The sequence below is a fragment of the Larkinella bovis genome (assembly GCF_042655385.1).
In the GTDB taxonomy this organism is placed as follows: Bacteria; Bacteroidota; Bacteroidia; order Cytophagales; family Spirosomataceae; genus Larkinella; species Larkinella bovis.
Window position 1 is genome coordinate 540,812 of record NZ_JBHSMA010000004.1, and the last position, 22,275, is coordinate 563,086.

17 protein-coding genes are annotated in these 22,275 nt (G+C 51.8%); 7 read left to right on the forward strand and 10 right to left on the reverse strand.

Annotated features, from left to right (window positions below):
- Nucleotides 1-21 precede the first annotated feature (21 nt).
- Nucleotides 22-2,904, reverse strand: coding sequence for an aminomethyl-transferring glycine dehydrogenase (gcvP, locus tag ACFPMF_RS16330; RefSeq protein ID WP_379847048.1), 2,883 nt, complete (start codon nt 2,902-2,904; stop codon nt 22-24).
- A gap of 144 nt (nt 2,905-3,048) precedes the next feature.
- On the opposite strand from gcvP, the gene ACFPMF_RS16335 reads away from it, so the two are divergent.
- The 4 genes from ACFPMF_RS16335 to ACFPMF_RS16350 are packed head-to-tail and all read left to right on the forward strand — an operon-like array spanning nt 3,049 to nt 6,338.
- Entirely contained in the window at nt 3,049-3,888 is an 840-nt protein-coding gene (locus ACFPMF_RS16335; protein ID WP_465262192.1) for a glycosyltransferase family 2 protein, read from the forward strand.
- Between the two features lie 6 nt (nt 3,889-3,894).
- Entirely contained in the window at nt 3,895-4,662 is a 768-nt protein-coding gene (locus tag ACFPMF_RS16340) for a DUF268 domain-containing protein (protein ID WP_379847052.1), read from the forward strand.
- A complete protein-coding gene (locus ACFPMF_RS16345) occupies nt 4,659-5,462 on the forward strand; it encodes an FkbM family methyltransferase (protein ID WP_379847054.1) in 804 nt (267 codons plus the stop codon). The genes ACFPMF_RS16340 and ACFPMF_RS16345 overlap by 4 nt, the downstream gene beginning before the upstream one ends.
- A gap of 3 nt (nt 5,463-5,465) precedes the next feature.
- Nucleotides 5,466-6,338, forward strand: coding sequence for an alpha-1,2-fucosyltransferase (locus ACFPMF_RS16350; RefSeq protein WP_379847056.1), 873 nt, complete (start codon nt 5,466-5,468; stop codon nt 6,336-6,338).
- Here the strand turns inward: ACFPMF_RS16350 and ACFPMF_RS16355 are convergent.
- Genes ACFPMF_RS16355 through ACFPMF_RS16365 form a run of 3 tightly spaced genes read right to left on the reverse strand, consistent with a single transcriptional unit; the run spans nt 6,330 to nt 9,473 of the window.
- Nucleotides 6,330-6,701, reverse strand: coding sequence for a DUF2304 family protein (locus tag ACFPMF_RS16355; protein ID WP_379847058.1), 372 nt, complete (start codon nt 6,699-6,701; stop codon nt 6,330-6,332). The genes ACFPMF_RS16350 and ACFPMF_RS16355 overlap by 9 nt on opposite strands.
- The gene (locus tag ACFPMF_RS16360; protein WP_379847060.1) at nt 6,701-7,384 is read right to left on the reverse strand and encodes a glycosyltransferase family 2 protein; all 684 of its coding nucleotides are present in this window, start codon (nt 7,382-7,384) and stop codon (nt 6,701-6,703) included. The genes ACFPMF_RS16355 and ACFPMF_RS16360 overlap by 1 nt, the downstream gene beginning before the upstream one ends.
- Nucleotides 7,377-9,473 carry a DUF7657 domain-containing protein gene (locus ACFPMF_RS16365; RefSeq protein ID WP_379847062.1) on the reverse strand — a complete coding sequence of 699 codons (2,097 nt, stop codon included), beginning with the start codon at nt 9,471-9,473 and terminating at the stop codon, nt 7,377-7,379. Before ACFPMF_RS16365 ends, ACFPMF_RS16360 begins: the two co-directional genes overlap by 8 nt.
- Before the next feature lie 145 nt (nt 9,474-9,618).
- Between ACFPMF_RS16365 and ACFPMF_RS16370 the strand changes: the two genes are divergently transcribed.
- Entirely contained in the window at nt 9,619-10,620 is a 1,002-nt protein-coding gene (locus ACFPMF_RS16370; RefSeq protein ID WP_379847064.1) for a lysylphosphatidylglycerol synthase transmembrane domain-containing protein, read from the forward strand.
- 126 nt (nt 10,621-10,746) lie between these two features.
- The gene (locus ACFPMF_RS16375; protein ID WP_379847066.1) at nt 10,747-12,342 is read left to right on the forward strand and encodes a M28 family peptidase; all 1,596 of its coding nucleotides are present in this window, start codon (nt 10,747-10,749) and stop codon (nt 12,340-12,342) included.
- Nucleotides 12,343-12,435: 93 nt separating this feature from the next.
- On the opposite strand, the gene ACFPMF_RS16380 is transcribed toward ACFPMF_RS16375, so the two are convergent.
- A complete protein-coding gene (locus ACFPMF_RS16380) occupies nt 12,436-14,061 on the reverse strand; it encodes an amidohydrolase family protein (RefSeq protein WP_379847068.1) in 1,626 nt (541 codons plus the stop codon).
- A 270-nt stretch (nt 14,062-14,331) separates the two neighbouring features.
- On the opposite strand from ACFPMF_RS16380, the gene ACFPMF_RS16385 reads away from it, so the two are divergent.
- The gene (locus ACFPMF_RS16385; protein WP_379847070.1) at nt 14,332-15,108 is read left to right on the forward strand and encodes a hypothetical protein; all 777 of its coding nucleotides are present in this window, start codon (nt 14,332-14,334) and stop codon (nt 15,106-15,108) included.
- Nucleotides 15,109-15,121: 13 nt separating this feature from the next.
- Here the strand turns inward: ACFPMF_RS16385 and ACFPMF_RS16390 are convergent, their stop codons facing one another.
- The 5 genes from ACFPMF_RS16390 to ACFPMF_RS16410 are packed head-to-tail and all read right to left on the reverse strand — an operon-like array spanning nt 15,122 to nt 22,134.
- Nucleotides 15,122-15,715, reverse strand: coding sequence for a chemotaxis protein CheB (locus ACFPMF_RS16390; protein ID WP_379847072.1), 594 nt, complete (start codon nt 15,713-15,715; stop codon nt 15,122-15,124).
- Entirely contained in the window at nt 15,697-16,509 is an 813-nt protein-coding gene (locus ACFPMF_RS16395) for a CheR family methyltransferase (protein ID WP_379847074.1), read from the reverse strand. Before ACFPMF_RS16395 ends, ACFPMF_RS16390 begins: the two co-directional genes overlap by 19 nt.
- Before the next feature lie 6 nt (nt 16,510-16,515).
- Nucleotides 16,516-16,881 (reverse strand): response regulator, encoded by a 366-nt coding sequence (locus tag ACFPMF_RS16400; protein ID WP_379847212.1) that lies wholly within the window; start codon nt 16,879-16,881, stop codon nt 16,516-16,518.
- 36 nt (nt 16,882-16,917) lie between these two features.
- Nucleotides 16,918-20,523 carry a response regulator gene (locus ACFPMF_RS16405; RefSeq protein WP_379847076.1) on the reverse strand — a complete coding sequence of 1,202 codons (3,606 nt, stop codon included), beginning with the start codon at nt 20,521-20,523 and terminating at the stop codon, nt 16,918-16,920.
- Nucleotides 20,524-20,544: 21 nt separating this feature from the next.
- Complete coding sequence (locus ACFPMF_RS16410; protein ID WP_379847078.1) at nt 20,545-22,134, reverse strand: hybrid sensor histidine kinase/response regulator; 1,590 nt, start codon at nt 22,132-22,134, stop codon at nt 20,545-20,547.
- Between the last annotated feature and the right edge of the window lie 141 nt (nt 22,135-22,275).

A 22,275-nucleotide genomic window follows, 5' to 3' on the forward strand; every position in this document is an offset into this window, starting at 1 on the left:
TATACGCAACGGGTATAAACACTACGAAGCCGTCTCCGGCACTTCAGCGGCATATTCTTCCACTGGCAGGCACGCACAGACCAGATTCCGGTCGCCGTAGGCATTGTCGATCCGGCTGACGCTCGGCCAGAATTTACGGGCTTTCACGTAAGGCAGCGGGAAAGCGGCTTTTTCGCGACTGTACGGACGATCCCACTGGTCGGCAATAAACACACTGACCGTGTGGGGCGCGTTTTTCAGCACGTTATTGGCTTTATCGGCTTGGCCTTCCTCAATCTCACGAATTTCGGCCCGGATACTGATCAGCGCGTCACAAAACCGGTCGAGTTCGTCTTTCGATTCGGACTCCGTCGGCTCGATCATCATCGTGCCCGGCACCGGAAACGAAACCGTCGGCGCGTGAAAACCGTAGTCCATCAACCGCTTGGCAATGTCTTCCACTTCCACCCCGGCGGCTTTAAACGGCCGGCAATCGACGATCATTTCGTGGGCGCACCGGCCATTTTTGCCCGTGTACAGAATCGGATAATGTTCTTCCAGCCGCACCTTCAGGTAGTTGGCATTCAGAATGGCGGTTTTGGTCGCATTGGTCAGGCCCTCGGCGCCCATCATCGCAATGTAGGCGTACGAAATCGTCAGGATGCTGGCCGAACCGTACGGAGCCGCCGAAACCGCATGAATGGCCTGTTTGCCCCCCGTCTCGACCAGCGGATTACCCGGCAGAAAAGGTGCCAGATGTTCCACAACGCCAATCGGCCCCATACCCGGCCCACCGCCACCATGCGGAATGCAGAAGGTTTTGTGCAGGTTGAGGTGACAAACATCCGCCCCGATTGTGGCCGGGCTCGTCAGACCAACCTGGGCGTTCATGTTTGCGCCGTCCATGTACACCTGCCCACCGTTTTCGTGGATAATTTCGCAGATTTCCTTGATCGTTTCTTCGAAAACGCCGTGCGTCGATGGATAGGTCACCATCAGGCACGACAGGTCGTTGCTGTATTGTTCCGCTTTGGCACGCAGGTCATCCACGTCGATATTGCCGCGCTCATCGCACTTCACAATAACCACTTTCATCCCGGCCATCACCGCGCTGGCGGGGTTGGTGCCGTGGGCCGACGACGGAATCAGCGCTACATTGCGGTGCCCGTCGTTGCGACTTTCGTGGTACGCCCGAATCACCATCAGACCGGCGTATTCTCCCTGCGCCCCGGAATTGGGCTGCAGCGAAACCGCCGAAAAACCGGTAATTTCACACAGCCAGTGGCTTAAGTCGGCGACTAATTTTTGATACCCCGCCACCTGATCTTTTGGTGCAAAGGGGTGTAAACCCCCAAATTCCGGCCAGGTAACCGGAATCATTTCGGCGGTTGCATTCAGTTTCATCGTACAACTGCCGAGCGAAATCATCGAATGCACCAGCGAAAGGTCTTTTTCTTCCAGGGATTTCAGGTACCGCAGCATCTGGTGCTCGGTATGGTGTGTATTGAAAACCGGGTGGGTCAGGTACGCTGATTGCCGAACGAGTCGCTCGGGCCAGGTGAGCGCCAAGGTTTCAGTAGCCGCTTCCATATCGGCACAGAGACCGAAAACATCCAGCAATTGAACGACATCGTCGATGGTTTTGGCTTCATCGAACGAAACGCTCACCCGCTCATCGTCCAGATACCGCAGGTTGACCCCTGCCGTCCGGGCCGATTTCTGCAGCGATTCCACGTCTTCGACTTCCACCGTGATCGTGTCGAAGTAATTCTTGGTCTGGATCGAATACCCGTTCCAGCGCAAAACCGTCGCGAATAATTTGGTCAAACCGTGTACGCGTTCGGCGATGGCCCGGAGACGTTGCGGACCGTGGTAAACCGCGTAGCTACCCGCCATCACCGCCAGCAACACCTGCGCCGTACAGATATTCGACGTCGCTTTTTCCCGGCGAATGTGTTGTTCGCGGGTTTGCAGCGCCATCCGCAAGGCTGGATTTCCCTGCGCATCGACCGAAACCCCGATGATCCGGCCCGGAATCTGGCGTTTAAACGCTTCTTTGGTGGCAAAAAAAGCCGCATGCGGGCCGCCGTAGCCCATCGGAACGCCAAACCGCTGTGAAGAACCAACGACCACATCCGCGCCCATTTCACCCGGCGGAGTCAGCATCGTCAGGCTCAGCAGGTCGGCGGCCACGGCCACAAAAACATTGTGTTCGTGCGCAGCCGCAATCAGATCGGTATAATCAAACACTTCGCCGTCGGAAGCCGGGTATTGCACCAGCATACCGAACAGATTGTCGTCCGTCACATTCATCTGCTGGTGGTCGCCAACCTGAACCTGAATGCCCAGGGGCGTGGCACGCGTTTTGATTACGTCAATCGTCTGCGGATGGCAACGGTCCGACACAAAGAAGGTCCTCGCCGATTTTTTAGCCGCCGAACGCTGGGCAAACAGCACGTGCATCGCTTCAGCAGCCGCCGTGGCTTCGTCCAGCAGCGAGGCATTGGCGATTTCCATGCCCGTCAGGTCGATCACAACGGTTTGGAAGTTTAACAGCGCTTCCAGACGCCCCTGCGCAATTTCGGCCTGATAAGGCGTGTAGGCCGTGTACCAGGCCGGATTTTCGAGTATATTGCGCAGAATGACGTTCGGCGTAATCGTATCGTAATAGCCCGTGCCGATGTACGATTTATAGATTTTATTTTGCTGAGCGAGTTTTTGAAAATCAGCCAGAAACTGATGCTCGGATTTAGCGGCTGGCAGATCGAGCGGTTTTTCGAGCCGGATGAGTGCCGGAACAGTTTGTTCGATGAGTTCATCCACCGATCCGACGCCGATGGTTTTCAGAATGGCATTGGTTTGGGATACGTCCGCGCCGTTGTGCCGGTCTTCGAAACGTTCCTGATAGCTGAGATTGAGCTTCATTGATGAATTTGTAGCAAAAATTGCAAACGGAAATGCAAATTTACGAAGAATAAATTTGTTCGGCCCGTTCCGAATGGATGAAGTTTGGCGGACACCGTAAAAGTGCTATTGATTTGGTTTTTTATCTGATTATGAAGTTTATACATGCCTAATTCTGCCGCACCGCTGGTATCTGTGATCATGCCGGTATACAACGGGGCCCGGTTTCTGCCGGCCGCGCTGGAAAGTATTCTGAACCAATCGTATCGGAATCTGGAAGTGCTGGTTTTAGACAATGGATCCACCGATGGGACCCGGCAGATCATCGAATCGTATGCCCGGCGCGACAATCGGGTTAAACCCCTGTATGAACCCCGACCGCTCGGATACGGCGGTGAAGCCGCCACCAACGTGGCAACGCGTCACGCCAAAGGCGAATTGCTGGCCAAACTGGATGCCGATGATCTGGCTCATCCCGACCGACTAGCCAGACAGGTAGCTTTTTTGCAGGCCAATCCGGATGTTTTTCTGGTCGGGAGCTGGTTAACGTTAATCGATGAACACGGAAAACCAACGGGGGCCCGCACCTACCCCGTTGACCACCAGGCTATTTACAAGGAATTTTATTTGCGATTTCCGATTGCCAATCCGGCGATTTTATACCGGAATTATTTTCAGCAGAACGATTTATACCAAATTCAATTTGATCATTTTAATGACTACTATAGCTTGTTTGTGCAATTGAATAGTGGATTAAAAATGCATAACTTGCCCGAGTATCTCACGTTTTACCGCATCCACGACTCTAATACGGTTTTTACGAAGCTGCGGGAAAAATGGCGGAGTAATCTCAACATCAAAGAAACATTCATTCGGGATTTCGGCTATAAAGCGCCCCTGTCCCACCGTTTGAAAATTAAACTGATCAGCCTGGTGATCAATACCGTTCCGGAATCTTTTTTAATTCGAATCATGAATCGGGCCCGGCGGGTCCTCAATGCCTGATACCGTATGATTGGTCGTATTGTAAAACTGGGGTCAAAGGTTGTCTGGAATGGGATGAAAGCGGTTCCCAATTTCGTCGGCGACTATTTTGAACTGAAAAAGCAGCTAAACGCGCAACCCGACTTTCCGGTGCGGGGTTTCTTTCCGGCCCTGACGGATCGCTACGCCGAAAGCGGGCATTTAATCAAGCACTATTTTTTGCAGGATCTCTATGTTGCCCAGCGCATTTTCCAGAATCAACCCGTTAAACACCTCGATATTGGCTCCCGGATCGACGGTTTTGTAGCCCATGTCGCCACGTTTCGGCCCATCGAAATTCTGGACATACGCCCGCTGAACCGGCCGATTCCGAATGTTACGTTCCGTCAGGCTGATCTGATGACCTTGCCCCCGGATCTGAAAGCCTGCACGGATTCGCTTTCGTCGCTTCACGCGATCGAACACTTTGGCCTGGGCCGTTACGGTGATCCTATCGACGTAAATGGCCACCTTAAAGCACTGGATACGATTTACGAAATTCTGAAACCGGGCGGTACGTTTTATTTCTCAACCCCGATTGGCCCCCAGGGAATCATTTACAACGCCCACCGCGTCTTCGATGTCGCGTACCTGCTCCGGCTTTTTACCCCCCGCTACCGCATTGAATCCTTCAGTTATATTGACGATGATGAGCGGCTTTTCGCCAACGCCGACTGGCAATCGGAGGCCGTTCGGACTAATTTTGGCTGTTCGTACGGCTGCGGAATTTTCGAGATGACCAAATTAAGCTCATGACACGGTTTCTGAAGTGGTTATTGGCGCCCATCCGGGTCACCTGGCTCCAGCCTTTGTACGAAAAACTGTATCTATTTACGCTCTACGCCATGAATTACGGGGGTGGCTCGTATACGGAAGACAGCGGAGAACAATTTGTTCTTGCGTACGTTGCCCGCAAAACGGAGCGACAGTCGAAACCCATTGTCATTTTCGACGTCGGTGCCAACGTGGGCAGTTACGCCCAACTGGTTCTGAAAACCTTCGAAAGCCGGGCAACCGTCCATTGCTTTGAACCCTCGCACAGCACCTATCAGACGCTGGTGGCCGCCGTTACAGCGCCTACGGTTATTAAACACCCGTTCGGATTAAGCTCCAAAACCGGCCAATTGCCGCTCTATGCCGATGCCGAACAGTCGGGCATGATGTCGGTTTATTCACGCGATCTGCAACACCTGAATATTTCGTTTGGGCCGATGGAGGTAGCCACGTTTAGTACGGTGGATGCCTTTTGCCGGGAGCAGAACATCCCTGAAATCAGTTTGCTCAAAATTGACGTTGAAGGACACGAATTTTCGGTTCTGGAGGGCGCCCAACAGCTTTTAAAAGACCAGCGAATCCGGTTTATTCAGTTTGAATTCGGCGGAACGAACATCGACTCCCGCACTTTTTTCCGGGATTTCTGGAAATTACTGCACGATGACTTTATCCTGTACCGCATCGTCGGCAACGGCCTTCGCCGGATTGATGCCTACTCCGAATTACTGGAAATCTTCGTGGCCGTTAATTACTTCGCCGAACGCAAATCAAACCCGGTTTAGTTCATGGTTATTTCGTCCCTGATGGGTGGGTTGGGCAATCAGTTATTCCAGTATGCGTTCGGCTTGCGGATGGCCCACGAACGTCAGACGGAACTGAAGCTGAGTACGGTTATTCTGGAAAGCCGTTTGCTGGCGAGGCTGCGGAAGTATACCTTGCGCCCCTATGAACTCGATGTCTTCGACTTACAAACTCCGCTTACTTCCTTCTCTGAGACAACGACTGGTTTTCTAAAAGCCGTTGCTGGTTACCGGGGCAGTGTTTTTTTGCCGGAAAATTCTAACGTCCAATCCCGCTTAACCACCATCCCGTCGTCGGCCCCCGTCGTTTTTTGCTGGGGATACTGGCAATCGGAAACGTGGTTCCAACCGATTGCGCCCGCCCTCCGCGACAAACTTCGCTTTCAAAAACCGCTTTCCGTCGCCAGCCAGCGGTATGCCGATGCCATCCATCGGGCGGCAACACCGGTTTTTATCCACGTCCGCCGGGGCGATTACATCACCAATCCCAACGCCCGCGAAGTACACGGGTTTGCCGGCGAAACCTATTACCGAAACGCCATTGCCCACCTTCGGGAACAGCTCGAAGGCATCCACTTTTTTGCCTTTTCCGACGATATGGCCTGGGTGAAAGCGAGGCTGGGGCCGGTTCTGAAAACCGTGACGTACGTAGAAGGCAATACCGGAACGGACAGTTGGCAGGATCTGTACCTGATGAGTTTGTGCCCCCACGCGATCGTGGCCAACAGCTCATTCAGCTGGTGGGGTGCCTGGCTCCATTCCGCGCCGAAACGAACGGTCGTTGCGCCCCGGCAATGGTTTGCGTCTTCAGTCCCGTCGGCCCGGATCGTAGTGCCGCAGCAGTGGACGCTACTCTGAGTCGGAGGTCGTCTCCCGCCCGTTTTCTTTCAGGTGCAACGCGTTTCGAATCGCGTTTTGCCGAACCAGTTGGGTAATGATCAGATCGTGCTGAAGCACACGCCGATACAACACCACCCCCATCAGCAGAAAACCGGTAAAGAGTAAATAAAAGACCAGATCAACCCCCCGCCCGACGCCCAATTGCATCGCCAGGTAATACGGAATGGTGGGGACCGCCACGAAAAGAATACCGATGGCAATGATGCCCAGGAAAAACAGGCGGTACAGCAGCCGGTTCCGTAGCAGGCTCAGCGAGGCAATACCCACGATGACCAGCAGCAGGGTCAGCAGTAACTGAATCGGCGTTAGCGTAAATTCCATCAACGAAAATATTTATTGATAAACACATCAATCAGAATGTTGATCGCGCCCGACCAACGCTGCCCTTTCTCCTGCGAATAGGTCGTATAGGTAATATGCGTCGGTTGTTCGATATACCGCAGCCGGTTCCGGCGAATCTGCATCAAGAGTTCGGTGGCATGGGCCATGCGGTTTTCCTTCAGTTGAATCGCTTTCAGGGCCCGCCAGTTCATGACCCGAAACCCGTTATGAGCGTCCGTCAGCCAAAGCCCGGTCAGTAACCCATTCGCCAGGCGGGCCAGTCGCAGGAGCAGCCGCCTGAAGCGGGGAACGGCCTTTAAATCCTCCCGGCGTAAAAACCGGGAACCCAGGACGATATCGACCCGCTGGGTCCGTAGAACATCAATAAAGCGTGGAATATCAGCCGGGTTATGCTGCCCGTCCGCGTCAAAATGCACAACGATATCCGCATCATGCAGCCGGGCAAAATCCATCCCCGTCTGGAGGGCCGCGCCCTGCCCTAAATTGATTTCGTGGCGTAAGTAGTAAACCGGCAAATCGCGCACGGCATTATAGGTCGAGTCGGTCGAAGCATCATCGATGACCACCAGCGTATACGGTTTTCCCTCCAGGGAACGAATGGTCTGGCGAATCACTTTTCCTTCGTTATACGACGGAATCAGGACGAACACGCGCTCATTCATTGCTGCGGTAGATTTCAATACTTCCCAGCTTCTCCACCAGTTTCATGCATCGGATTTCCACCGCCTGCGGGGTTCGGTCGAAGATGAAATACTTCACGTTGAGCTTCTTCAGCTTCGGCGAACAAGGGTCTACACCGACAAAATAACCGTCTTCGAAGTTACTCTGAATAACCGTACTGTCTTTTCCATCAATATACGTATTGTAAACGGCATGAGCATACCGGTTATACGCCGAATCCCGCTTAGCCGTAGGGTCCAGCACCCGCATGGTTTTAAAATCAGGCTGGTTTTTAACCCCACTTAACTGATTCACCCCCGTTGCCGTCACCAGGTAGGCAATATACTGACTACCCAGAACCACCCACCGGGCATCGGGTTCTTTCTGATACAATTCCCGTATTTTTTTATACAGCGTGTGTTCCGTAATGGGGGCCAGCCCTTTAGCCAGCGGATTGATTTTCAGGTTCGGCAGGGTAAATAAAACAAGGGCAACGCCAACGACCAGTTCCTTATACCGAAAATTCGTGACGGGCAACAGCAGAAAATTCAACGCCATAAAAAAGAGCGTTGGAACAAACAGCTGGTGTGCCTTGTAGAAGCCCTGTGAGGTTGAGATATTGAGCCAGGCCGCGTAAATCATGAACACCACCACCCCGATCGACAGAGCCACCGACAGGGCAGTTCCAACTTTAACCTTGTGATTCCGCAGGTAATCCAGGTACAAAACCGCCAGAACCACGTTGGCAATCCCGAACGGAATCTGCGTCCGGCGGGTCGGGCTCACATCCAGCAGCGTGGCTTTGGCCAGAAACGCCGGAAAGCCCACTTCCATCCAGACCAGTAAGACCAGCACATACGTCAGAATGATCAACAGCAGCGGGTCGATTTTCCGGAGACGCCAGAAGAAAACCACGGTACAGGCCAGAATGGTCGGCGTAAAGGTAATGAAGTGGGATAGCTCACAAATATTTAACCAGTGTTTCGGAAACTTCTGATCGGACAATAACCAGCCGGCATAGTATTCTGAAAACCAGTTGGCAATGAACCCGGTGCCCCCGGTTTCGCTGCGTTTTCCGGGATAAACCGTATTCGACATCACGTCGATGGTTGATTTGGCATCCAGGTAATAGAGATAAAAAACCGCCCCCAGAATCGCAAAAACCAGCGCGAAAACACCCAGCTTATAAGGAACTTTGGCCAGCAACCAGTCTTTACGGTAATCCCGCCAGACAAAACCGATCAGCAGAAAAACCAGCAAATAGCCCATCGGTACCTGGTAGGGCGGATATAACGTGAGTGCATACGCGCCAAACGACCACAGAAAAACCGCCCCCCAGCCCAGAATCGTTTTGACATTTCGGGCATAAAAAATGTAAATCGACGACGTCAGCAACAGGCACCCGGCCAATATACTCGTCAGAAAGAAAAACGACCACCAGGCCAACCCCGGTGAAAAAATCAGCCAGAACGCCCCGATGACCGACAGCCAGAAATTATTTCGGGTTAAGAGCAGGAACGTCAGGGTAACGGCAATCAGGCTAAAAAAGAGAATAAAATTCCAGCGCCAGGCGAAACCGATTTCGGGGCCGAAGGCGTAAAAGCCCCAGTAATCCGGACGAAAAACCGACACAAAGTGCTTGATCGGAAAATAACCCACCAACGCGACTTTTTCTCCGCCAATTGCCGGATTTTCAAGGGGATAATTCTGATGGGCCTGCGAGAGCATGAACGGCGCCAGAATGGCCCATTCATCCATCCGAATCTGCTTGGGCGTACCCGCCATAAGCCCGCGCCGTTGATCCGATCCGTCCGGAATAATTTGATTCCAGATCGGAATGGACGAAAAGTGAATTTTCGTGACGGTAAATAGCAGGAAGAAGCCCAGACAAATTCCCAGAAACCATTTCAGGCGGGTGTCGAACCGAATCAACTCAAACTCGGTCCGTTTACGGTCTGCCCTTTCGGCCACCAGGGGGGCCGGTTTCGTTCGGGTATCTGGAATGGGTTTACTGACCTCAACAGCGGGTGTCTCCCCGGTTTTGGGTTTCGGCGAAATAGAAGCCGGTTTTTTCTTGCTGGACTTTGACATGTTTGGTTAACCAACCTAGAACGAACAGAGGAAATATGGGTGCTTTGCGTACTTTCAAAGGTAGCATGACCGATAATTGGGGTCAAATTATGTGCCATAATTTATCCGTTGTTTTGTCTAACTTACAGCGGATTCTTACAAACTAATGACATTATTTTTCAAAAAGCTCCTTCCGTTTGGGCTGGCGATTGCCCTCCTGGCCTACGCCCTGAAAGATATTGCCTTTGCCGATATTGGCCGCCAGTTTCAACAGGCTCATTACGGCTGGATTGCACTGGCCGGTTTCGGAACGGTTTTATCCTATCTGGTGCGGGGAAAACGCTGGCAGCAACCGCTCCTGGCGCTCGGTTATTTTCCCAATGCTTTCCGGACAACCGTTGCGCTGCTGGCGGGGGTGATAGCCAGTCTGATTGTGCCGGGTTCGGGCGAGCTGACCCGTTGCGCCACCCTCCAGCGAACCGACCGGGTTCCGTTTTCGCAGGGTGTGGGCTCGGTGGTGGCCGAACGCGTCATCGACTTATTCATGCTGGGCCTCATTCTGCTGCTGGCTTTTGGGCTGGAAGTAACCCGGATGAACCAGTACATGGCAACCCTCTCCTTGCGAACACCCCAGGGAACGGGCTGGTGGTTGATCCTCGGCGGCTGTGTCATTCTGGGTGCTATGCTCTGGCTCGGCTGGCGCTTGTTACGCAAACCCGGCATGCGGAAACATCTATTCGCGCGCCAAACAGCTAACACTGTTAAAGGGCTCTGGGCGGGTTTTAGTGCGATCCGTCGACTGCCAAACCTTTATTTGTTTGTACTTCTAACAGTGTTAACTCAGCTTTTATCCTGGTTAAGCACGTATTGGCTCCTGCTGGCATTAGACAGTACGCGGTCGCTTCCCCCCACGGTAGCCCTCACGATTCTGGCCGTCAGTTCGCTGGGCGGGCTGGCTGTTCCGACACAGGGGGGCATTGGCACTTACCATTTTCTGGTCAGCCGGGTCCTGGTGTTGTACGGTTTTACCCCGGCGGAAGGAGCCGCCATCGCCACCTTTCTGCACGCTGTCGGTTTTGGCATCAACTTACTCCTGAGCAGCCTGAGCTTTTTAATCATCCCTTTTCTTCTGGCCGAAAACCGCCCCCAGCGCACCGGCCCGGGCTGAGCGCCGGAACGCTGCATCGCCAAAAGGCGTTTCAATAAATTAACCCGCAATTTCGTTTTATCTTTGCACAGGCAGGGTCGGTTTTACCCTGCTTTTTTGCTTTCTCATTTTCTTCACAACATCCTCATGACCTATTTGAAATACGGGGTCGGTTTGCTGTTCTGCTGTCAGCTGGCGACGGCCCAAACCGCCACCGATTACGCCAACACAATTCTGGCGGCCGATCTCGAAAAACACCTGCGCGTGCTGGCCGCCGACGATATGGAAGGACGCGAAACCGGAAAACCGGGCCAGCGAAAAGCCGCCGATTACATCGCTCAGCAGTTTGCTGCCGAAAAACTCCAGCCCATCGTTAAATCCGAAGAGGGCAAAACCGGCTATCTCCAGCCGTTTAAGCTGTACCAGAAAACCTGGGGCGATTTCTACGTCAAAGCCGCCGGAAAAACGTATACGTATCCCAAAGATTTCATCGTCAACGGATTGTTCGCGGTTATGGAGGAAACTCCGGTCGAAACCGTGTTTGCCGGCTACGGGATTCTGACGGATCAGTATAACGATTACGCCAAACTGAATATTCAGGGCAAAGCCGTCGTCATTCTGGAAGGCGAACCCAAAAAAGCGAACGGCAATTACGTCATCTCCAACTCAACCAAACCTTCCGACTGGAGCAACGAGGAAAGCGTGCGGAAGAAAGCCCTGATTGCCAAAGACAAGGGGGCCGAGCAGGTGTTTATTATTTCCGCCGAATCGCCGGAAGCCTATCGCCGGCTGGTGGCCCAGCGCACGGCCCTGATGGGGCGCTTTAACCGGATGAGCCTGAAACCGTCGATGGAGAAAATCGGCGCGGTCGGTACGTTCCTGATTACGCAGGAAATGGGAGCGGATTTGCTGAATACCACGCCCGCCAAATTACAGGCAGCGGTGGCCAAAATCAACAAAACCGGTAAAGCCAATTCCGGGGCTCTGAAAGGAAAAATCAATCTGAAAGCGGAGCGGAAAGACGAAACCCTGGAAAGCAGCAACGTGCTGGGCTTTCTGGAAGGCTCCGATAAAAAAGACGAGGTGGTGATCGTTTCGGCCCATTACGACCACATTGGCATCAGCGCCGACGGCCAGGTGAACAACGGTGCCAACGACGACGGTTCGGGCACGGTTTCGGTCATTGAAATTGCGCAGGCCTTTGCCAAAGCCAAAGCCGAAGGCCACGGCCCGCGCCGGAGTATGTTGTTTTTGACGGTTTCGGGTGAAGAAAAAGGATTGCTCGGTTCGGAATATTACACGGATATGAACCCGGTTCTGCCGCTGGCCTCTACGGTTTGTGACCTGAACATCGACATGGTGGGTCGCGTGGACGATCTGCACGAAGGCAAGTCCGACAACTACATTTACGTCATTGGCTCAGACAAATTATCGTCGGAACTGCACCAGATCAGCGAAGACGCCAACCGGAAGTACACGATGATGGAGCTGGATTACAAGTACAACGACCCCAACGATCCGCAGCGGATTTACTACCGCTCCGACCATTACAACTTCGCCAAGCACAAAATCCCCATTATTTTTTACTTCAATGGCCTCCATGCCGATTACCACCGCCCCGGCGACGATGTGGAGAAGATGAATTTCAAGCTGGCCGAAAAATCCGCCCGGCTGGTGTTTTATACCGCCTGGGAAATTGTAAACCGGGAAAATAAGCTGGTGGTCGATAGCAATAAACCGTAACCACATACCCACCGCCTTTAGTCCGTGTCAGATCATGGAATACACTCAATCAGTGGCGAGTGTCCCGATTTTACACGGACTAAAGTTGGTGCGTTAGTTGCCGCCGGAGAGTTTAGCCGGTTTGGGCGCAACACCCGGCTGCGTAATTTCGAAGTTTTCCTTCTGTTTGGCGTCGGCTACAATTTTACGGACGTCAGCCAGCAGTTGCTTGGCGTCGTAGACAACGCCATCTTTTACGGTATACTTCACCCCACCAGCGCGCGTTACTTCGTTCTTTTCGTTGAGCTTGATGGCTCCCGTGCCGTACAATACTTTCAGGTTCGCCAGCGGGTTTTCTTCCGTGATCACAAAATCAGCCAGTTTACCGACTTCCACCGAACCGATCTGATCGGCCATGCCGAGGGCTTCGGCCCCTTTGAGCGTAGCCGCCCGGATGACTTCGAGCGGATGAAAACCGGCTTCGCGCAGGAGCTCCAGTTCACGGATGTAGGCAAAACCGTATAGCTGGTAAATAAAACCCGAATCCGAACCCGCCGTAACGCGGCCACCCCGGTTTTTGTATTCGTTGATGAAGGCCATCCAGAGTTGATAATTCCGTTTCCAGGTCACTTCCTGTTCCGTGCCCCAATTGTGCCAGTACGAACCGTGCGAAATCCGGCTGGGTCCGTAAAACCGCCAGAGCGCCGGCAGCGTGTACTCGTCGTGCCACTCGGCCCGGCGCGCCAGCATCAACTCGCGGTTGGCTTCGTAAATGTTGAAAGTCGGATCGATCGTGAAATCCATCGCAATCAGGTCGTCCATCACCTTGTTCCATTTTTCGGTACCCGGTTTGGCGGCCTGCTCCCAGAGCTTGCCCGCTTCCTCGAAGCGATTTTGCTCGTTATTGTAGTTATAATCCGCGGGATACGACTGGATGGTTTTGTCTTCAAACAGGGCTTCGGGTAAACCATACCAGTGCTCCATCGACGTCAGACCGGCTTTGGCCGTGGCCAGTACGTTCATCCGGGCCACTTCCAGTTGGGCGTGGTGACAGGCCGACCGCAGACCGAGTTTTTTGTTTTCCTCCAGTGCCGCTTTGAACACTTGGGGTTCAGCACCGAAAAACTTGATGCCATCCGCTCCCTTTTTGGCGTTCTCGCGCACCCAGGCGCGGGCCTGTTCCGGCGTCGAAATCTGCTCTTTGGACCCTTGTCCAAACGACGTATATGCTTTGATGCGCGGGGCCGTAATCTCGTTGCGTTCACTTTTGGCGCGGTGATCCAGCACCCAGTCGAGACCATTGCCCGCCGATGGGTCGCGGATGGTGGTGATGCCGTGGCCCAGCCAGAGCTTGAAAACGTACTCGGACGGCGTCCCCTGCGCCTTGCCACCAATATGGCCGTGCATATCGACAAAACCGGGCATCAGGTACATGCCTTCACAGTTTAGTTCTTTGTCGCCGGGACCGGCCTGCGGGCGTCGGGCCGACTCGATCGGCACACCGGGATGACCCACCTGCCGGACCTGGGCGATGCGGTTTTTCTCTACAACGATATCGACCGGCCCCATCGGTGGGGCTCCGGTGCTGTTGATGAGCGTCACCCCCCGGATGATGAGCCGTTTATGAGGGCCGTCGCCTTCCTTGCGGGCGGGTGCGTTGGTGATCTGGGCCAGCAGCCGGGTGGTGACAAAAAGCAGAATGGTTACGTAGGTAAACCGACGCGTAAAAAATGAATTCATACCTTGAGTGGGTTTGTTGATCAGCCGATAAAGCAAGATACGCAGTTTGTTGGTACATTTGGTTTTCCGGAAGCCGGTTTTGACGACAAGCCAATAAATGCCAAGATTCGGATAATTATGGAAGGCAAAACCCAAATTTTCGGAATCAGAACGGGGCGCCACAAACAACTCTCGGCCCGTAACGTTTTAAAAAAAACCAGGATCTGATCCGTGAACGTTTTGGTATTCCGGCGTTTCGGCGACCGAACTTCCAACGACGGTTAAACACCTATGAAAACGATACTTTCTAGCTGCGTACTGCTGCTGACGCTCGCGGCCTGTTCGTCCAACAACGGCCAAGAAACCCATTCGACTGCGCCAACAACCGCGCCGGTTCATACCCTGATTTTTCTGGATAAGTCCGTCAGCGTGAACGCCAACAAAGCGTTTGTGGCTCAGAAATACCAGGGAGCGGTCAACGACATCATCGAGCAGAACATCAGGAATAAGGGCGATCTGCTGGACGTCTATTTTATCCACGAAAACACCTCGAAAGCCCGGGCGCTCTCGGTAACGACCCGCTCCGAAATGGAAGACGTCAGCAACGCCAACGCGACCGACCGCGAAGCCGCGCAAACCAGCTTCGATCTGTCGCTGGGCCGCGAAAAAGCCGCTATCCGCCAGCGCGTGCTGCAACAACTGATGACGCCCAATGCCTCGTCATCGAACAAAGAAACCGACATCTGGGCCAGTTTGCCGGTCATTGCCAAAGCCAACGAAACCGGGGCCACCGTGAAAGTGTATTACCTCAGCGATATGGTGGAGAGTGTTTACCAACCCGGCCGCCGGGATTTTCATAAAACTCCGCCCAAAGACAATGCACAGGCCGATCAATGGGCCAAGGCCGACGCCGAACAATTGAAACGTTACCCCATTGGCAGCCCGGCGATTTCGATGGTCTTACCGTTTGCCCCCAACGCATCCGTGAAAGAAAACAACCCGGCGGTAACCCAATACTGGCAGACGTTATTTCAGGAACTGGGCGCGGGCAATGTCGAGGAACAGTAAAGGAGCCGTTTGCTTAGCGCTTCGGGACGTTGAGGGCGTTGATAAAAACCATGAGTTCATCAATGTCCAGCACCTCATCAATTGGTGTGTGCAGAATGGCATGCTGTGGCATAAAACCGGACAGGGCGGTTTCGGGTTTCTGGGCCACAATTGTTCCCCCGGCTTTTTTGATGGCATTTAATCCGGCGGTCCCGTCGGCATTGGCACCCGACAACAGAACCCCGACCACCGCCGGGCCGTACACATCGGCGGCCGACTCGAAGGTGACATCGAGCGAGGGGCGGCTGTAGTTGATTTTCTCCGAATTATCGAGCGAAAACACTTCTTCCTTTTCAATCAGCAGGTGGTAGTCGGCGGGGGCCAGGTACATCGATCCGGGCAAAACCGGTTGTTTATCTTCGACTTCCTGAATCGGAACGGCGGTTTTCAGCGACAACAAATGGGCCAGCGACGAATCGACCGAATTTTTGCGGTGCAGCACGATAATTACGGCAAACGACAAGCCGAAAGGCAAGGCCGGGAGTACTTTTAACAAAACTTCAATACTCCCCGCCGAACCGCCGATAACGACCGCCCGGCAAGCCGGTTTCAGGCGACTTTCCGCCATATTTTTTCTTTTTTTAGCTGTTTATACCGGGGTTTCAGGGCCGAAAAATTGAGAGTTTCTTTAGAGCCTAACGCCAGATAACCGAGCGTACCCAGGCTTTCATCGAACAACGTTAGCGTCCGTTCCTGCAAGTGTTTATCGAAATAAATCAGAACGTTGCGGCAAAAGACTATATCAAACTCGTTAAAAGACCGGTCAGAAACTAAATTATGGGTCGAGAAAATCATTCGTTCGGCCAGCGTTTCGTCAAATTTAACCTGGCCGTATTGAGCGGTATAATACGACGAAAAATCCTGTCTTCCGCCCGATTCAATGTAATTCTCGGAGTACAACTTCATGTGCGCCAGCGGGAAAATACCTTTCCGGGCTTTTTCCAGAACTTCGGGATTTAAATCCGTCGCGTAAAGCAACGATTTATGCAACAGATTAGCTTCTTTGAGCAAAATAGCCATCGAAAATACTTCTTCACCGGTTGAACAACCCGCGTGCCAGATCCGGATGAATGGTTTGGCCGATAGCGTTGGGACGACTTCCGTGCGTAATAAATTAAAAAACACCGGGTCACGGAACATTTCGGTCACCGTTACCGTCAGGCCTTCCACCACCCGCTTCAGGTAATCCGCATCCGATTTAACCCGGTACCGGAACTCGGAAAAACTGGGAAACTTATCCAGCATCAACAACCGGCTAATGCGCCGTTTTAACGAGGCCCGGGCGTAATTGGTAAAATCGTATCCGTATATTTCAAACAGATCATTCAGGATTTGTTCAACTTCTTCCTCTTCGATGACCATAACCGATTACACTTGCGACAACAGTTGTAGCAGCCGATCCACATCCACCGGTTTGGAAATATAGTCCGATGCGCCGGCCTGCAGACACTTTTCCCGATCGCCCACCATAGCCTGCGCCGTTACGGCAATAATGGGCGTTTTTGCTCTGCTTTCAATGTTTTTTATCCGCGGAATGGCTTCATAGCCGTCCATTTCCGGCATCATCATGTCGATCAGAATAGCATCCACGTTTTCATTGGTTCTCAGTAACTCCAGGGCTTCGTGCGCACTCGTACACGACATACAATCGAATGATCGGGCTTTTAAGGTAGCGCTGAGGGCAAAAATATTCCGGGAATCGTCGTCAATAATCAGGATTCGTTTTTTAAGCATGGCACCTTCGGTTAAAATTTTCATTGAGCGGATTTATCAGAAACGTTCGTAAAGCCACACCCGCAATAGCGAGATCAATTGATCAATATCAACCGGTTTCGTAATGTAGTCCGATGCGCCGGCCTGAATGCACTTTTCGCGGTCACCAGTCATGGCTTTCGCCGTCACGGCAATCACCGGCAAATTCTTCCACTGGTAATTGCTGCGGATTTTCCGGGCGGTTTCGTAACCGTCCATCTGCGGCATCATCATGTCCAGTAATACCACATCAATGCTTGGATTCTCCTGGAGTTTCTGGTATGCTTCTTTCCCATCCAAAGCCGTAATCACGTTCATTTTATACCCTTCGAGCGCTTTGGAAAGTGAAAAGATATTCCGCACATCATCGTCGGCAATCAGAACGGTTTTATTGGCTAAAACCTGACTCAAAGCGCCCATTTTTTTGTAATCGTTCGTCGCCTTGCCGGCCTTTTTATTTTCGTCAACTAAATGCAGGAAAAGCGAAACTTCGTCCAGCATCCGCTGGTAGGAATGAGCGGTTTTTACAATGATTGAATCGGCGTATTTCTTGATTTTTAATTCTTCGGCCAGCGAAAGGCTTTTCCCCGTAAAGATAATGATCGGCAGGTTTTCAAGACCCGGGTTTTTCTTGGCTTCTTCCAGCGTTTCGTACGCTTTCGTATCCGGAATTCCCATGTCCAGAATCACACAGTTGATCTCATCTTTCTGCAAGGCATCGATGCCTTCCGACACGTTACTTTTCCGCTCGGAGGGGATATTGAATGTTTCCAGAAAATACGCCAGAGCTTTGGCGTGTTTCGGATTATCCTCAATAATCAGCACTTTTTTGGTCGTACGGTTCAGCACATATTCGATCTTTTTAAAGATCTCCTGCATTTGCTCAAAAGCGACCGGTTTATCGACAAAATCGATCGCTCCTTTCATTAAACTTTCGTTTTTCAGCTTGTGCGACGACATGATGTGAACCGGAATGTGCCGGGTCTGGGGATCGGCTTTTAAGGCATCCATCACCTGCCAGCCGCTCATCACCGGCAATTGTATATCGAGCATAATGCCCAGCGGTTTGTAGATTCCGGCCAGCTTCAGCCCTTCGTCACCCCGAACCGCCACAATGCCCTTATAGCCTTTCTGGCGGGAATAATCGAGCAGCGATTTGGCAAAATTCGTGTCGTCCTCGACAATCAGAATGGTTTTATCCCGCTCCGTAATCGATTCACGGTCGTCGGGAACACTCTGCGGAATGGTCGAACTGATGTATTTATACGTATTTTCCGGTTCTTCACTGAGCGACGGTTCCGGTTTCCGGTTTACATAGTGAACCGTATGGTCAGGGACATTTTCATCGGGCATGCCGCTGATCGGCAGTTGCACCGCAAACTCACTTCCCTCGCCTACTTTACTGGAAAGTGCAATTTCGCCACCGAGCAACCGCGCCAGTTCGCGGCTGATCGACAAGCCCAACCCGGTGCCGCCGTACTTCCGTTTGGTCGAGCCATCGGCTTGCTGAAAGGCTTCAAAAATAAGCTGCTGTTTTTCCGGCGGAATGCCGATTCCGGTATCTTTTACGATGAAGTTCAGGATCGACTCCTTTTTAGCCGACCGTTGGACAATCAGCGAAATACCGCCTTGCGACGTAAATTTCAAGGCATTGGAGACCAGATTTTTCAGAATTTGTCCCAACCGCATCTTGTCGGTTTTGATCACGGCCGGCACATTCTTTTCCACCGTAATCGTAAAGTCCAGCCCTTTTTCCTTAGCCAGGGGCGCAAACAACGCCTGGATTTCGTCCGTAATTTCGGGAATGGAAACATCCAGGTATTCCAGCTTCATCTGCCCGGCTTCGATCTTGGAAAGATCCAGAATTTCATCGATTAAACCGAGCAGCCCATTGCCCGACGACTGGATCACTTTCGCATAATCGATCTGATCGGTCGACAGATTCTGTTCGTTGTTTTCGGCCAGTAACCGGCTGAGTAAGAGAATCGAATTGAGCGGGGTCCGAAGTTCGTGGGACATGTTCGCCAGGAATTCGGACTTGTAGCGCGTGCTCAGTTCCAGTTCTTCGGCTTTCCGCTGTATCTCATTGTTTTTCTCTTCCAGCAGGAAACTCCGTTCTTCGAGTTCGGAATTGGTTTGCTGCAATTCCTCCTGCTGGACCCGCAACTCCTCTTCCGATGCCTGCAATTTCAGCGACTGGGCTTCCAGTTCGGCATTGACATTTTCCAGTTCGTTGTGCTGCGCCTGCAACTCCTCCGCCTGGGCCTGCGTTTCTTCCAGAAAATTCTGCAACTTCACGTAATCCAGCGCCGAATTGACACTGATGGCGATGGAATCCAGGTTGGCTTTCAGAAACTCGATTTCCAGCGGCTCCGGTTTTCGCAACAGCCCAATTTCGATCACACCGATACAAATACCGGCGTAAGTCAACGGCAGCAGCACCAGGGTGGTTGGTGGCGTCGTTCCCAGTGACGAATTCACACGCACGTAGTTAGCCGGCAGGTCATGGATCAGAATCGGCTGACGGTTTTTGATCACCTCCCCCAGCAGCCCCTCACCCACCCGCACAACGCCCGGTGCGTCGGTGGCGGCAAAGCTTCCGGCCAGTTTAAACGACGAATCCGTATCAATGATATAAACCGTACCTAAGGGCGCATTGATGTACTGGGTCAGGGTGACGATCAGCCGGTTGGCCAGCGTTTCTAAATTGCGTTCTCCCCGGATGGCGTCACTGATGGCTACCGCGCCGGTTTGCAGCCAGTTCCGGTTATTTAAATCGGTAAAAGTCGATTCCAGCGACGCGGCCATAGTATTCAGTGCCTTCGCAACCCGCCCCAATTCATCATCCCGGTTATCTTCACTTCGAATGGCGTAATTCCCCTCCGCTATATCCGCAGTAATGTCTTCCATTACCGCAATCCGTTCGGCCGTTTCGCGGTATTTTGCCTCGTCTACTTTCTGTTGATCCAGCCGGTTATCAAGATCTTTTTTAATCCGTATATACGCACTTCCGGTAATAAGAACGGAGATAATAGCGGCAATGACCAACAAATAAGGCGTATAGGTAATATAAATCTGCTGTTGTTCAAGGCGGGAGGTTAAAAGCGCATTTTCGTCTTTTTTTATCTGATCGATGGTAATGCGGAGGTTATCCATGACCTTTTTCCCGTAAATCATTTCCCGGTGACGCTTAAGGGTATCGCGCAGGAAGAACCGATTGCCTTTTACCAGGTCAATAACCCGCTGCATCTGGTCAAATTTTGCCTCGTATAAAGCCTTGACTTCCGTCAGATTTTTCAGCTGAGCCGGGTTATCGATGGTCAGGCTACGAACCTTATTATAGCTGGCTGTCACTTTTTCGTAACTTCCATTATAGGGCTGCATAAACGTTGGATCCAGCGTTATCAGGAAACCACGCTGACCCGTTTCGGCATCTTTTACGTAGGAAATAATGTTTTCGGACTCGATCAGAATCTGGTTCGTATGATTAACCAGCTTCGAATTATTAATCAATTTCTGGGTGCTGTAGAAGGAAGCAATCAAGCTGATTAACAGCAGGATAACGGAAATGGAAAAGACAATCTGTAATTGTCGAATAACGGAGTTTGTAGACCCTTTCGGCATAGTTTCGCGCTTAAAAATTGGTTATCGGTTCTTGATCTCCGGGGTATCATTTTGATCAATCGGCAGGATCAAAATAAATTGGCTACCTTCATTAACGCGGCTTTTTGCGGAAATTATTCCGTTATGCCTGTCCACGTTCTTTTTGGCGATGGCCAGCCCGATCCCCGTTCCTTCGTAATGATTCTGGTTTTCCAACCGCTGAAAAATAACGAAGATTCGATCCATAAATTTCTCGTCAAAACCGATCCCATTATCGTGAACAATAAGCCGGTAATAACGCCCCGTATCATCGGGCGCACTATCCAGGTCTTTATCTTTAACGCGTTCCGCCAGGATGCCGATTTTTGGGGGAATATCTTTTTTCGAAAATTTTAACGCATTACTGATTAAATTCTGAAAAACCTGCCGGATCCGGCCCGGAATGGTATCAATAATGGGTAATACCCCAACCGAAATAACGGCTTTCTTTTTAGTGATTAACTCGTCGAAATCTGCCAGAATTTCGACGACAATCTGGTTTAAATCCGTGGGTTGAAACAACGCAGGCGTCGATAACTGTGAATAGGCCAGCAAATCATTGATCAACCCCGACATACGGGCCGACGAATTAATGGACCGGTCGAGGTACGAAACCGCTTCCGGATTTGTCGATAAATATTTTTCTTTGATCAGGTCATTCAGGATCTGTATTTTCCGGAGCGGTTCTTTTAAATCGTGCGAAACGACCCAGGTAAACTGCTGCAATTCGTGATTACTCCGTTCAAGCTCGATGTTTTTAACCAGGAGTTCCTTGGTCCGTAATTCGACTTCCTGCTCCAGCAATTCCGCGGCCATTTTCTGGGGGTGAATGTCGGTATACGTACCCACCCACCGGACCGGAACCTCCTGCTGTTTGATGGGAACAAGCCGTAACAAATGGTAGCGATACTCATTGGATTCCAACTCCTTCAGCCGGATTTCCCGCGAAAATTCAATACCTTTTTTCAGGTATATCCGCCACTCGTCGCAAATGCCGTCGTCGGGATGCGTATTCGGAAACGCTGTCGGATTAGTCGAATAGCGAAACCAGTGTTCGTTGACGTACTCAATCTGACCATCGGGCCGAATCATAAAGGCCATCTGGGGCAACGATGCCAGCACCAGGCGCAGTTCCTGCATCCGCACTTCAACCTCTTCCTGCGCCCGTTTCCGTACTTCGATTTCTTTCTGGAGAATTTGGTGGGTTTCCCGCAGTTCCTGCTGCTGCCGATACAGCCGGTACAGCGTTTTCACTTTCAACACCAGAATATCCGGATCGACCGGTTTGGTGAGGTAATCGACTCCGCCTGACGTATACCCTTGGGTAATAAATCGTTTTTCGGTATTGACCGCCGACAGAAATATAATGGACGTGTCTTTGGCCTTGCTGAAACCGGCGATGGCGTTGGCGACCTCAAAGCCGTCCATCCCGGGCATCTGAACATCCAGAATAATGACGGCATAATTGGTTTTCAGTACTTTTTTCAGGGCTTCTTCGCCGGATTCGGCGGTGTCGACCGAGAAATTATGTAACTCCAGTATTTTCTTTAACGGAAGAATATTTTCCGGCCTATCATCAACAATCAAAATCATAGGCAATACACGTGTTTAGGGCACCGAAAAAGGCCGTTTGAACGTTTCCGATCTTTTTAAAAGAAATGTGAAGATAGAACGCCGGGAGGGGTGCTTCCAAATCAATTGACGTGCAGTAAATAAATAAATAGCCAACCGCCT